This is a genomic window from Sphingobium sp. CCH11-B1, from assembly GCF_001556865.1.
In the GTDB taxonomy this organism is placed as follows: Bacteria; Pseudomonadota; Alphaproteobacteria; order Sphingomonadales; family Sphingomonadaceae; genus Sphingobium.
Genome location: NZ_LSJY01000001.1, coordinates 61,245 through 74,279, shown reverse-complemented (window position 1 = coordinate 74,279; position 13,035 = coordinate 61,245). Strand labels below are relative to the sequence as shown.

The window sequence follows — 13,035 nt, the reverse complement described above, 5'->3', positions numbered from 1 at the left end:
GCCATATCGAGGGACATCATGGCATGCTGATGCTTCGATACGCCGCTTCCCCTTCGTTCGGCGGCTATTCGGCACGAGCGCATATTAGAAAGTCGGAATCGCACTAGCATCATGGCCCGCCCCCGTCCCGAAACCTTCGACAAGAAGAAGATCGTCGCCGAAAACCGGCGCGCGCGGTTCGAATATTTCCTGGAGGATGTGTTCGAGGCGGGCATCGCCCTGCAGGGGACGGAAGTGAAGTCGCTCCGTTTCGGCGAGGGCAACATCGCTGAAAGCTATGCCGAGGTGAAGGGCAGTCAGGTGTGGCTGGTCAACAGCAACATCCCCGAATTCAGCCACGGCAACCGCTTCAACCACGAATCCAAGCGGCCCCGCAAGCTGTTGCTGCACGAGCGCGAGATCGCCCGGATGCATGGCGCGGTCGAGCGCAAGGGCATGACGCTGGTGCCGCTGGCGCTTTATTTCAACAGCCGGGGCAAGGTGAAGGTGGAACTGGCGCTGGCCAAGGGCAAGAAGACCCACGACAAGCGTGAGACGATCAAGGAACGCGACTGGAAGCGCGACCAGCAGCGCATCATGAAGGCGCACGGTTGATGAGCCGGCTGACCCGCTGGTGGCACGCCAATTGCCCGACCCGCGAGTCGCTGGAGCAAAGCCGCGTCCTCGCCCCGGTCGCGCATCGCGTGCTGGAACCCTCGCTCTGGCGCTTCACCCGTCGGTCAGTGCCGCGCGGCGTTGCACTGGGCCTGTTCGTCGGCATTTTCCTGCTGATCCCGGGCGTTCAGATCGCCGGCGCGGCGCTGTTGGCGCTGCCCTTCCGCGCCAACATCCCCGTCGCCGCCGCGATGACATTCCTGTCCAATCCCGCGACCACGCCGCTGATCCTGATGGCGTCGGTATGGCTGGGCAACTGGATATTGGGCCGCAGCGCCGACGCGTCGGGTTTCATGGCGCTGGTCGACGGCCATGCCAGCCTGCGCCAATGGACCGGCTGGCTGTTGTCGGAAGCGGCACCCGCGATGCTGCTTGGCCTGTTCCTGATTTCGCTTGCCTCGGCGGTGATCGGCTATGTCGTCGCGGACTGGTTCTGGCGTCACCGGATGGGCCGCAAATGGCGGGCCCGTAAATTGAGGATTGGCAAGGTCCACCAAAGCAGCGCATTGGAGAAGGCGCGCGTCTGACATTGCGGCGCGGCCGGTTCCGGGTGATTGCAGGGGTATGGGGTTGAAAAGGGGTGAAGATGCCTGGCTGAACCAGCCGCGCTCGCGCTTGGCGATGCCGCTGCTGATCGTTGCGGCCCTGGCCTCTGCCCTGCTCGTGCTCTACGCCGCCGGCAGCCTGCCTCTGGCCGCTGGCTTCGCCGCCGCCGTCCTGACCGCGGCCGCGCTGATGGTCTGGTATCAGCGTCTCTATCCGCCCGATGTGGTCAGCCGCGACGCCACCCCCGACTGGACCGTGGCGCGGGCCGCCGCCGACGCTTCCACCATGGCGATCGCGGTCACGGACCGGGCGGGAAAGCTGGTCTGCGCCAGCGACCTGTTCGGCGAATGGTTCCCCGGCTATCCCACCCCGCCGGCCGTCACCGCCGACGAGGCGCTGTCCTCCAGTCTCGCTTCGGTCGCGCGCGCGGCATGGCGCGATGGCGAGGCGCGGCACGAGGGCCTGGTGCAGGGTGCGCTGCGGCTGGACGTTGACGTGACGCGCACCGGCCGGACGGAGGAATACCTGCTCTGGCGCTTCACGCCCGTCCGCCTGCCCAGCGCGCTGGACGACGTACACCGCTTCCTGACCGGGGAAGCTGGCCGGCAATTGGGCGAAGCAGGCATCATGGCGGTGATGATCGGCGGGGAAGGACGCATCCGCGCCGCCAACGGTGCCTTCCTGCTCCGCGCGGCGGGGCGCATCGACGCCAATATCACCGGCCGGGACTTTGCCGCCCATATGCGCGTGGACGACAAGGGCCGGCTTTTCCTGGCGCGGGAGGAGCAGGGCGGCTTGCCGCTCCACCTGCTGCAGGTGCCGCTGAAGCGCGCGGCCCAGCCGCACGGCGTCCAGGCGTCGGCGCAGGACGGACCGATGCTGCTGCTGCTGATCGACGAGCCTTCGGGCGGCGGCGGCACGTCGGCGCTGTCCTATATCGAAACCCTGTTGTCGCTGCTGCCCTTCGGCCTTGCCATGGCGGACCGCGACGGGCGTATGCTCTTTGCCAACCATGCCTTCGCCCGCGCCGCCGGCATCAAGACGGGGGACAAGCCCAGCTATCCCGGCGACCTTGTCGTGCGGGAGGATCAGGCAGCGGTGGCCGACGCCGTGCGCCGCTTTGCCGTGGGGCCGCAAATGTCGGGCGACATCGCCGTGCGCATGCGCGACAATCCCGACGATCCGGTGGCGCTCAGTCTGGCGGGCGTGCGCGGCCTGGGCGAAGCGGCGGTGCTGCTCAGCCTCAAGGACAATAGCGAGGAATCGATGCTGAAGCGCCAGGTGGCGCAGGCGACCAAGATGCAGGCGATCGGCCAGCTCGCCGGCGGCGTCGCGCATGATTTCAACAACATCCTGACCGCGATCATCGGTCATTGCGACCTGATGCTGATGCGCCATACCCCCGGCGACAGCGATTATGACGACATCCAGCAGGTGAAGTCGAACAGCAACCGCGCCGCCGCGCTCACCCGCCAGCTGCTCGCCTTTTCACGCCAGCAAACCTTGCGGCCGCAGATTTTGCAGCTGCCCGACATCGTCGCCGACGTGTCCACATTGCTGAAACGCCTGCTGGGCGAGAATGTGAAGCTGGACGTCACCCACGGCCGCAATCTGGGGGCGGTCCGGGCAGACCCCGGCCAGATGGAGCAGGTGATCGTCAACCTTGCCGTCAACGCGCGCGATGCGATGCCCGAAGGCGGCACGCTGCACATCCAGACCTATGCCGTGCCCGCCGCCAGGGTGCGGGAGATGCGGCAACAGATCCTGCCCGCCGCCGATTATAGTGCGCTGCGCGTGTCCGACACCGGCCTTGGCATTCCGCCGGACATATTGGCCAAGATTTTCGAGCCCTTCTTCACCACCAAGGAACTGGGCAAGGGCACGGGCCTTGGCCTGTCGACCGTCTATGGCATCGTCAAGCAGTCGGGCGGCTATATCTTCGCCGAATCCGAACTGGGACGGGGCGCCAGCTTCGTCATCTACCTGCCGGTGCACAGCGGGGAAGCGGAGCAGCCGGCCGCGCCGTCCGCCATCTCCGCGCGGGCGGACACATGGGGCACGGGCACCATCTTGCTGGTGGAGGACGAGGACATGGTCCGCGCGGTGGCCGAACGCGCGCTCACGCGGCAGGGCTACAAGGTGCTGACCGCCAATGACGGCGAGCAGGGCCTTGAGGTGCTTGCGGGCGGGGAGGAGATCGACCTGCTGATTTCCGACGTGGTGATGCCCAACATGGATGGCCCGGCGATGGTCGCCCGTGCCCGCCATACCCATCCCGACCTGCCGGTATTGTTCATGTCGGGCTATGCCGAGGAACAGCTGCGCAAGTCGATCGACATCGCCAATGTCGCCTTCCTGCCCAAGCCTTTCTCCGTAAGCCAGCTGGCGCAGGCCGCGCGCGAGGCGATGGCGCAGCGATCGGCGGCGGAATAGCGTTCAATCGCCCGAAACTTTTCCTTCGTCGTCCTTCAGCTTTGCCTCGACGCGCCTCGACCGCGCCGCCTGGATCAGACCCTCGATCTCGGTCGAGATGAATTGACTGGGCAAGGGACCATCTATCGGCTAGCGATTCGGGATTGGAAACGGGGACTTGCATCATGTCGGACAGCAAGAGCATTTTGGTCGTCGAGGATGAAGCGATGATCGGCATGATGCTGGAAGATTATCTCGACACGCTCGGCTATCGCCTGCACGCGGTCGCGGCCACGGTCGAGGAAGCCTGCGCCCATGCGCGGGAGGGCGGCTTCGACGCGGCGCTGGTCGATTGCAATCTGCAGGGCGAAAAGAGCTGGCCCGTCGCCGACATATTGGCGCAGGCCGACATCCCCTTCATCTTCGCGACGGGGGGCATGGCCGACGACCTGCCCGCCAGCCATGCGGACCGGCCGACCCTGCCCAAGCCCTTCACGATCGGCGCGGTCGAACGGGCGCTGGACAAGGTTCTGGGCGGCTGAGGCGGCATTTCGCCACTTTGATAGGAAATTTCCGTTCCCCTCTTGTTCTGGTGGAACAAACAGGATACATCATCGCCAGGCGCCGGAGACTCACGCGCTCCGCTTGACTGAAGGACTGGCCGATGACTGCACTGCTCTCACTCATCGATTCCAAGAAGACGGGAAACATGGACAGACAGAAAGCATTGGACGCGGCCCTGGCGCAGATCGACCGCGCCTTCGGCAAGGGCAGCGCGATGAAGCTGGGCAGCCGCGAAAAGCTGGAGATCGAGGCGATCTCCACCGGTTCGCTCGGTCTCGACATCGCGCTTGGCATCGGCGGCCTGCCCAAGGGGCGGATCATCGAAGTCTATGGCCCGGAAAGCTCGGGCAAGACGACGCTGGCGCTCCACGCCATCGCCGAAGCGCAGAAGGGCGGCGGCACGGCGGCGTTCGTGGACGCCGAACATGCGCTCGATCCCGTTTATGCCAGGAAGCTGGGCGTCGATATCGACGAACTGATCGTGTCGCAGCCCGACACCGGCGAGCAGGCGCTGGAGATCGTCGATACGCTGGTCCGCTCCAACGCCATCGACGTGCTGGTGGTGGACTCGGTCGCCGCGCTGGTGCCCCGCGCGGAGATTGAGGGCGAGATGGGCGACAGCCATGTCGGCCTGCAGGCGCGCCTCATGAGCCAGGCGCTGCGCAAGCTTACCGGATCGATATCGCGGTCCAAGTGCATGGTGATCTTCATCAACCAGGTGCGCATGAAGATCGGCGTGATGTACGGCAATCCCGAAACCACGACCGGCGGCAACGCGCTCAAATTCTATGCCTCGGTCCGGCTCGACATTCGCCGCACCGGCCAGATCAAGGATCGCGACGACATCGTCGGCAACGCGACGCGCGTGAAGGTGGTGAAGAACAAGGTCGCGCCGCCCTTCAAGCAGGTCGAATTCGACATCATGTATGGCGAAGGCATTTCCAAGATCGGCGAACTGCTCGACATCGGCGTGAAGGCCGGGCTGGTCGAAAAATCGGGCGCTTGGTTCTCCTACGACTCCGTCCGCATCGGACAGGGGCGGGAGAACGCCAAGACTTTCCTGCGCGAACATCCCGAAATGGCGGACAAGCTGGAAAAGGCGATTCGCGGCCGGACCGAAGCTGTCGCGGAAGGCATGATGACCGGACCCGATGCGGAGGATGATGGCGAGTAAGTTCAACGGCAGCGTCCGGACGGATCATCCGGTCGCGCTTCTGAACTTGAGCCCGCCTTGCGCATCACGCACCGAAAAGGCCCGCCGCGTGTCCCCGCGCAGCGGGCCTTTTACCGTTCGGGACCGGCGAGAGCCGCTTTCCGATAGGATCACCGCCGCGCAACGAAAGATCAAATTCTGCGGGACATATGCGAAGTTAAGCGCTGGAAATCCTATCTCGCGATCATGCGCACGACGATGTGCGGGCGTGAATAAGGGCGCAGGCGCCGCCGCGTTCAGGCATCCGTCCGTTCAGACGTCCAGGCAAAGGCGACAGCCCGCCGGCAAGATGCCGGCTGGATGCCTCCACCGATACCACGCCTTTATGCTCCTGGCAGGCAAACGCCGCTTGCCAACACCCAGCGACGCCCCGATGCTGCAAACGCCGCTCGAATCGGTCGTTCCTCTGACATTTGGACATCACCCCATGCGCGTCGCGATCGAAGCGATACTCGACTATGATTTCGTCGAACCCACCGACGTGCTGCTCGCGGTCGAGGCCGCGTCGCTGCCCGACCAGCAGATCGTCATCCAGTCACACATCATCGACAATGCAGGGCCGCTCACCAACAAGCGGGGCGGCAGCGGTGTCGGCCGCTGGACATGGACCCGCACCGGCACGGGCCGGATGGTCAGCACCTACCATGCCGTCGTGGACGTCGATCGGCCCGCCGTCGATCTGGCGACGCTGGCCAAGAGCCCGCTGCCCAGCCTGCCCGAAGAGGTGCTGCCCTTCATCTGGCCCAGCCGCTATTGCGAAGCCGATCGTTTCGTCAGCTTCGTCTGCGGGCATTTCCCCGATCTTGATGGCGGGCCGCTGGTCAGGGCGCTGGTCGAATGGGTCCATGCCAACCTCGTCTATGAGCCGGGCAGTTCGAACATCAGCACGACCGCGGCCGACACCTTCGTCGCGCAACAGGGCGTCTGCCGCGACTTCGCGCACCTGACCGCCGCCCTGATCCGTTCGCGCGACATCCCCGCGCGGCTCGTGTCCGTCTATGCCCTGGGCCTTGACCCGCCGGATTTCCATGCGGTGGTGGAAGTCTGGCTGGACGGAGCCTGGCACATCGTCGATGCGACGGGGCTGGCTCCCGTCGATCAAATGGTGCGCATCGCGGTGGGGCGGGACGCCACCGACATAGCCTTCATGACCATCTTCGGTGGCGCGACAATGAACGCGCAGTCGATCCGCGTGACCGCGGCCGACTGACGCTCCGCCCTAATAGTCCTTCGAATATCGCAGGTTCGCCGACGATCCGGCGTTGGTGCCGGTCCTCGACAGCAGGCTCAACGCGCGGGACAGGGCGATTTCGAGCTGGGTGGCGGTAAAGCCCTTGGAGTCGGTGATGACCTCCACATAGATATTGTTGGAGATATGCTGGCCGACCGCGAGTGAGGTGCCACGCCCGGTCCCCTCGTCGCCGCTGACGATGCCGATGCGGTCGATGCCCGATGCGCCCTGCAGCTTGCCCATCGGGTTCAGGCCGCCGCTGCCGCCGCGCAGGCTGTTGAGCGCCGCTGCCAGTTGCACCGCCTGCACCGCCGACAGGTTCGCAACATTGTCGCCGAACAGGATGCGCGCCAATATTTCGTCCTGCGGCAATGTGGGCGTGGAGATGAAGGCGATGTCGGGCTGTTGCGCGCTGCCCGATACCCGGATGCCGGCGCTGACCGTGTCGATCCGCGTGGTCGCCTGGATGTTCAGCGTCGGGTTGGTCATTGGGCCGTTGAAGCTGATGGCCCCTTCATCCAGATTGAACTGGTGGCCAGAAAAGCTGTAGCGGCCGCGCAGCACGTCCAGCCGGCCGGTGACGCGGGGCGCGGCGGTCGTGCCGGTCACGCGCATGTCCGTTTTCCATTCGGAATCCAGCCCCATGCCGGTCACGTAGATTTCATTGTCGGCGCGGACCCGGATATCGAGCTTCCAGGTGGCCGGCGCGGTCGCCTCCCGGCGTGCGGCCGTGCGCGCGGCAAGGGGATCCGCATTGTCGGCCTTGCGCCTGACGCCGGTCAGCTGGCGGATGTCGGCTCCGCCCTGCCAGGCGACGCGGTAGCGTGTTTCCGGCAGGGTCAGGTCGCCCTTTATGAGCCCGCCATCGGCCGCGCTGTTGGTAATGGCCATCGTGCCGCTGACGACGCTGGTGATCGCCTCGCTGCGCGCCAGCCTCGCACGGTCCAGCTTGACCGCGATGTTCATCGGAAATCCGCTGTCCGCCGCCAGTCCGACCGTGCCGGATGCCTGCACGGTGCCGTCGCCGGCGCGGCCGGAGAAATCACGGATGTCGAACCGGTCATTGGTGAAGCGACCGTCCAGCCGCATCTGGGTGACCCGCGTTCCGAACGTCTCATTCTCATAAGTCAGCGCGTTGGCGCGGACCACGCCATTGAGGCGAGGCGCGCCCAGCCTGCCCCCGAAATCCGCCGCCAGGGCGAGGCCGCCGGTCAACTGCTGGTCGGCAAGACCCGCGAAGGAAAAGAGCACGTCCGCCGGCCCGGCATAGCGGATGCCGCCGCTAAGCGGCGCGTTCTGCAACTGCTCGGACCAGCTTGTGCCGGCTCCGGGGGGCGCAAGGGTGGCGACGAAGCGACCCAGCGTCGCGTTGCCCCGGCGGATGAGCCCGCGCATGTCGCCGCCCGCCGCCGACAGCTTGCCCTCGACGTTCATCGACACCGGGTTCGATACAGTGGTCAGGCTGGAACGGCGGAAGTCGCTGATGGCCAGGCGCGTGGTGGCGGTCGGGAAGGCGCTGCCTGCCTGCGTGAAATCGAGCGCGCCGGTCGCCCGTCCGGTCACGCCCAGCCCCGGCGCGGCGATATTCAATATGGCAAGGTCGAAATCCTTGAACCGCGCCTGCATCGCGGTCGTGCCGCCAAAGCGCCCGGCGAGATCGACCCGGCCCTGCGGCAGGACGAGCGTGGCGGGTTCCAGCCGGTAGCCGCCCTGTTCGCTGCGGATGATGGCCGGTTGCGCCAGGCGGAAATCGATGTTCGCGGCGCGTCCCTGCAACGCCACGGCATAAAGGTCCGGCCGCAACGCCGCGTTGGCGGCGATCGAGAAGGGAACGCCGCTGGAACCGTCCGCGACCAGCTGCGCGCGTCCGCGTCCGCCGCTATAGTCCAGCCGCCCGCGCGCCTTGCGGAGGATATAGTCGCCATAGGCCGCATTGGCGATCTGCACATCGGCCCGGACCTGTGGCTGATCGGTCAGCACCATGGATGCGGTGAGGATGGCGCGGCCGATCACGACATCGGCCTCCCCCGGCAATTTGGCGTTGCTGGCCGTCGCATTGAGGTTCACCGACTGCGCCTTGCCCACAGCCCCCAGCCGCACCGCGCCGGTAATGCCCGACCCGTTCATGGCAAGCTGGCCGGTGAACGGCCCGGCCGCGCTTTGCTGGATGCGGCCGTTCATGTCGACGCCCGCGAACCGCGCCTTGGTGACATCGATGGTCAGGGGGCCTTGCGCCGTGCGGATCAGCACATTGGCGAAGAAGGGGCCATAGGGCGATCCGCCGGTCGCCTCCAGCCGGTATCCGGCCGCCTCGCCATTCAGCTTCGCCACCACATCGGTCAGTTGCACGCCAACATTGGGCCGCGCCGCGCGCAGCACGGCCTGGGGCCGCTCCATGGTGCCGCGCACCGTCAGCGCCAGCGGGCCATATTGCTTGGAAGAGGCGCGCGCGTCGAAGGCGACCCGTCCGTCCGTATCGTAACTGCCCGATCCCGAATGGATGGTGAAATTGGGTGCCGCGCCCTTGAGGCCGGCGAGGGTGAACTTGCCCTCCGGCGTCATGCCGATACGCCCGCTGGCGATCGCATTGCCGCCCAGGAAGTCGCGGACGGAGGCATTTTCCCACCGTGCCGTCCGCACGCCGAAACGGCCCGAAAGGCCAAAGCCGCCCTTGGGCCCCGGAACCAGATCGACATCGGTGGTCAAGTTGACGATGCCGACGCCGTCGATCCGATAATCGTTCACCCGGCCTTTGAGCGCGCCACGATAGATGGCGTTCGGAAGATCGGCGAGAACGATGGCGGTCGCGTCCACCCGGTCGCTGTCGATCTTCAGATTGTCGCTGATGAGCTTGCCCGCGGCATAGGCGAAATCGCCCTTCACCCGCAGGTTGTTGAGCAGGCCGCCAGCCGCCGCATTGAGGCCCGTCACCCGGCTGGCGGTGGCGTTTACGGGAATGCGGATGCGGTCGGCATCGATGACCGCCCGCCCGCTGGCCTTCAGATTTTCGATCCCCGTCGCGTCGAAGGCGACATATTTCGCGCTCAGGTCATAATCGATGAAGGGGGTCGCCATCGGCCCGTCGAGAATGACGGAGGCGCGTACGTCGCGGCCTTTTACCTTCGCCATGATCGCGCCGGGGGTCAGCAGCGCGGCGTTGATGCGCAACGCACTGAAACGGCTTTGGCCAAGGTCGATCAACCCCTGTGCGTCGGCGGCCAGGGCAGGCGAACGCAATGTGCCCTTGAGGTTCACGCGGCGCTCGTTCAGGCCGGCGAACAGGTCGACGTCCATCTGCGGGCCGGTCAGCCGGTCCACCGCCCCGGCGAAAACCAGGCCGGGGCGCACCGGACCCTTGGCCGTGAAATTGCCGTTGCGGGCCGCGAGCGCGATGTTCGCCAACTCGCCCTTGGGCGTGCGTGCGATGATCCGTCCGTCCCATGCCTGCCAGCTACCCCGGCCGTCCAGGGTCGCGGTCATGCCGTCGGTCAGGCCGGACATGGCGGCGATGATGCCATCCTTTGGCGCGGTCAGCGTGCCGCTCATGGCAAGGCGGTTCTGTGCCGGCACGGCGTCCAGCTTCGCCTGCAGCCGATCGCCGCTGTCCACGATGGCGCTGGCGGACAACTGCGCGCGGCCGTCGGCGATGTGAGTGACGCCGTCGATCGCGATCTCGCGCTTCTGCCCGATCACCGGCCGCGCCAGCACGAAGCGCGCGATCTTCATCCGGTCGACGTCGATGTCGAGATCGGGCAGGATCGGCGCGTTGGGGTCGCTCTGCGTCACGTTGAACTGAGGACTGCGCGCCAGCACGATCAGCGGGCTTTCCAGCAGGCTGACGGAGATATGGTTGTTCACGTAACGGAACGGTTTCCACACCACGTGAACGCGCGGGGATACGGCAAAGACGCCCTTGGGATCGCGCAGCACCAGATCGTGGATGACCATGTCGCTGTAGATCGACCCTTCGATCCGGCCGACCTCGATCTTCATCCCCGATTCCATCTGCAGCGCGGCGATCTGGCCGATCAGGAAACGCTTGCCCGGCTGCGTGTTGAGGCCGAGCAGCAACCCGCCGACCAGCAGCAACAGCGCGACCACAAGGCCGATGACGCCAATCGCGATCTTCTGCCAGAGCGGCCGCTTTTCGCGGACCACGACGGCGTCGGAAGGGGGGAGGGTGTCGTCCTGCGCCATCAGAAGGCCTGCCCAATGCCGATATAGATGGCGAATTTGGATTCGCCCGGTTGCCGGTCGATCGGCATGGCGATGTCGGCGCGGAAGGGGCCGAAATTGGTGTAGAAGCGGCCCCCTATGCCCACGCCATATCGCATGTCGCTGAATTTGGGGATCTGGCTTTCATACACCTGTCCGCCATCGACGAAGGCGACCACGCCATAATTGCCGAAGCGATAGCGCCCCTCCACCGCGAATTCGTTGACCGAACGGCCGCCGATCGGATCGTTGTTCACGTCCTTGGGCCCCAGTTCCTGATAGCCGTAGCCGCGCACCGATCCGCCGCCGCCGGCATAGATGCGGCGCGAAGGCGCGACATCGTCGCGTGCCACGCCGCTGATCGTGCCGACACGGGCGCGGCCGGCGATCACCAGGCTGTCCGACACGGGATAATAGCCGCTGAGGTCGAAGGTCGCGCGCAGATAGGGCGAGAAATTGCCCTGCAGCGACCCTTCCGGTTCGGCGCGCAGATTGGCGCGGAATCCCTTGGTGGGGTTCAGCAAATCGTTCGACCGGTCGTAGCCGATCTGGACCGGCAGCCCGCCGATCAGATAGGTGCGGCGCGTCTTGTCGCCTGTCGCGGGGTCGACCACCACCTGTTCGTTGGTGCCCAGGATTTCCGCGCCGTAGCTGTAGGTCCAGCGTTTCTGGAAGATCGGTGTCGACTGGCGCGACCAGCCGATGTTCACGCCGGCGGTGAAGGCTTCATAGGCATCGTAATTCTGATGATTGAGCGTGACGCCCGCCTGGAAGGTCTTGTCGCGCTTTCCCGCGTTCGACCGGCGGAAGGTGCCGGACACGCCCTGTTCCTGGGTGCCCGCGACCACGCCTGCGATCAGCGCGCCTTCGGGTGGGAAGAGGTTGCGGTGCGTCCACGTCCCTTCCGCGCGGAATCCCTGTCCGGTGCCGTAACCGGCTTCCCCCGCCAGCGTGCGCGGCGGCCCTGCCTCCTGTTCGACGGACAGGTCGACATATTCGGTGCCGTCGGGACCGGGCTCGCCGGTTCGCACCGGTTCCACCGCCACGGAGGAGAAGAGGCCGGTGGCCACCAGCGCCTTGCGCAAATCATCGACCTTGCGGCTGTCGTACAGCTCGCCCGGTTTATAGCGCTTGATGACTTCCATATGATCGGCGCCGAACGCCTGCTTGTCGCCGCTGGTTACGATCCGGCGGAAGGACCCGCGCGGCCCAACTTCGACCGGCAGGGTATAGTCGCCCGTGACGGTGGCGGCGTCGAGCAATATGTCGCGCTGCCCGACCTTGGCGAAGGGATAGCCGTTTTCAGGCAGCCGGACGCCGACATTGGCCTCCGCGCTTTCGACATTGGCGGCCACGATATAGTCGCCGGTCTTGAGCGGCAGGCTGTCGCGCACCAGATCGGGCGGGACGGTAGGATCGGCTGTGATGACGATATTGCCGATCTTGTAGCGCTTGCCCGGCGTCACGGACACGACCGCCTTCAGCGCATTGTCGCCATCCTGCTCCAGGCTGGAAAGCGCGGTGGCATCATAAAAGCCCTCTGAATAGAGCAGCCGCACCGCCAGTTTTTCGTCCTCGCGGGCGCGCTGCTGCACCATGGTGGCGGTGTCGGCGCGGCCCTTGCCATCGATCAACGCGGATTCGCCACGGAACTCATCCTCCAGCCCGGTCTTGCCGAACCCTTCTATCTGCGTGGCGTAGCGGATTTCCGGCAGCTTGGCATTGGGATCGCTGTCCGCCGCGACGGTGACCGGGACGGTGACGCTGTCGAGCGGCGGGAGCGGCTGGGCCAGTTCCTGATCCTCGGCGGGCTCGGTTGCCGGGGGCAATGCGGCCGGCGCCGTCGATTGGGACGGCATTTGCTGGTCGATCCAGCTGTCGATCGAGGGAAGCTGGGCTTTCGGATCGCTCCCTTCCACCTTGGGCATCCGCGCGTCGAATTCATCGTCGGGGACGATTGGCTCTTCCGCCTGGTTCGGGGCGGAAGGGGAAGAGGGGGTGGTCTGGGCTGCGAGCGGAAGGGGAGACGCGCCAAGCAGCAGCAGACCCAGCATTCGCCGGACATGAAGTGCCTGTCGTTCCCTGCCCACGCTGCGCTGCCCCTTTCCCGTACCGCGCACGTTGTGACAGCCCGGTAAAGGGCCAATACGCAGAACCGGTTGGCGTGGTTCCGTGTCCGACATGATTTGCCCGGCTTCCC

At 65.9% G+C, this 13,035-nt stretch carries 8 protein-coding genes; 6 read left to right on the top strand and 2 right to left on the bottom strand.

Annotation, left to right across the window (positions count from 1 at the left end; translation table 11 throughout):
• Positions 1-111 precede the first annotated feature (111 nt).
• The 6 genes from smpB (at position 112) to AX724_RS00340 (ending at position 6,599) form a co-directional block, all read left to right on the top strand.
• Positions 112-594 carry an SsrA-binding protein SmpB gene (gene smpB, locus AX724_RS00365; RefSeq protein WP_066762203.1) on the top strand — a complete coding sequence of 161 codons (483 nt, stop codon included), beginning with the start codon at positions 112-114 and terminating at the stop codon, positions 592-594.
• The gene (locus AX724_RS00360; RefSeq protein WP_443018619.1) at positions 594-1,181 is read left to right on the top strand and encodes a DUF2062 domain-containing protein; all 588 of its coding nucleotides are present in this window, start codon (positions 594-596) and stop codon (positions 1,179-1,181) included. The genes smpB and AX724_RS00360 overlap by 1 nt, the downstream gene beginning before the upstream one ends.
• Before the next feature lie 94 nt (positions 1,182-1,275).
• Positions 1,276-3,633: a response regulator gene (locus AX724_RS00355; RefSeq protein ID WP_231736420.1), complete on the top strand. Its 2,358-nt coding sequence runs from the start codon at positions 1,276-1,278 to the stop codon at positions 3,631-3,633.
• Between the two features lie 164 nt (positions 3,634-3,797).
• Positions 3,798-4,154, top strand: a complete 357-nt coding sequence (locus AX724_RS00350; protein ID WP_066762201.1) for a response regulator — start codon at positions 3,798-3,800, stop codon at positions 4,152-4,154.
• A 122-nt stretch (positions 4,155-4,276) separates the two neighbouring features.
• Complete coding sequence (recA, locus tag AX724_RS00345; RefSeq protein ID WP_066762200.1) at positions 4,277-5,350, top strand: recombinase RecA; 1,074 nt, start codon at positions 4,277-4,279, stop codon at positions 5,348-5,350.
• A 466-nt stretch (positions 5,351-5,816) separates the two neighbouring features.
• A complete protein-coding gene (locus tag AX724_RS00340) occupies positions 5,817-6,599 on the top strand; it encodes a transglutaminase-like domain-containing protein (RefSeq protein WP_066762348.1) in 783 nt (260 codons plus the stop codon).
• Positions 6,600-6,608: 9 nt separating this feature from the next.
• Here AX724_RS00340 and AX724_RS00335 read toward each other — a convergent pair whose 3' ends face one another.
• Complete coding sequence (locus AX724_RS00335) at positions 6,609-10,817, bottom strand: translocation/assembly module TamB domain-containing protein (RefSeq protein ID WP_066762196.1); 4,209 nt, start codon at positions 10,815-10,817, stop codon at positions 6,609-6,611.
• Positions 10,817-12,889, bottom strand: coding sequence for an autotransporter assembly complex protein TamA (locus AX724_RS00330; protein ID WP_066762195.1), 2,073 nt, complete (start codon positions 12,887-12,889; stop codon positions 10,817-10,819). The genes AX724_RS00335 and AX724_RS00330 overlap by 1 nt, the downstream gene beginning before the upstream one ends.
• Positions 12,890-13,035 lie beyond the last annotated feature (146 nt).

What these genes read in the sequence shown, in the direction of transcription:
- smpB (WP_066762203.1), top strand. Translation starts at nt 112, where the DNA reads ATGGCCCGCCCCCGTCCCGAAACCTTCGACAAGAAGAAGATCGTCGCC.
- AX724_RS00360 (WP_443018619.1), top strand. Translation starts at nt 594, where the DNA reads ATGAGCCGGCTGACCCGCTGGTGGCACGCCAATTGCCCGACCCGCGAG.
- AX724_RS00355 (WP_231736420.1), top strand. Translation starts at nt 1,276, where the DNA reads ATGCCGCTGCTGATCGTTGCGGCCCTGGCCTCTGCCCTGCTCGTGCTC.
- AX724_RS00350 (WP_066762201.1), top strand. Translation starts at nt 3,798, where the DNA reads ATGTCGGACAGCAAGAGCATTTTGGTCGTCGAGGATGAAGCGATGATC.
- recA (WP_066762200.1), top strand. Translation starts at nt 4,277, where the DNA reads ATGACTGCACTGCTCTCACTCATCGATTCCAAGAAGACGGGAAACATG.
- AX724_RS00340 (WP_066762348.1), top strand. Translation starts at nt 5,817, where the DNA reads ATGCGCGTCGCGATCGAAGCGATACTCGACTATGATTTCGTCGAACCC.
- AX724_RS00335 (WP_066762196.1), bottom strand. Translation starts at nt 10,817, where the DNA reads ATGGCGCAGGACGACACCCTCCCCCCTTCCGACGCCGTCGTGGTCCGC.
- AX724_RS00330 (WP_066762195.1), bottom strand. Translation starts at nt 12,889, where the DNA reads ATGCTGGGTCTGCTGCTGCTTGGCGCGTCTCCCCTTCCGCTCGCAGCC.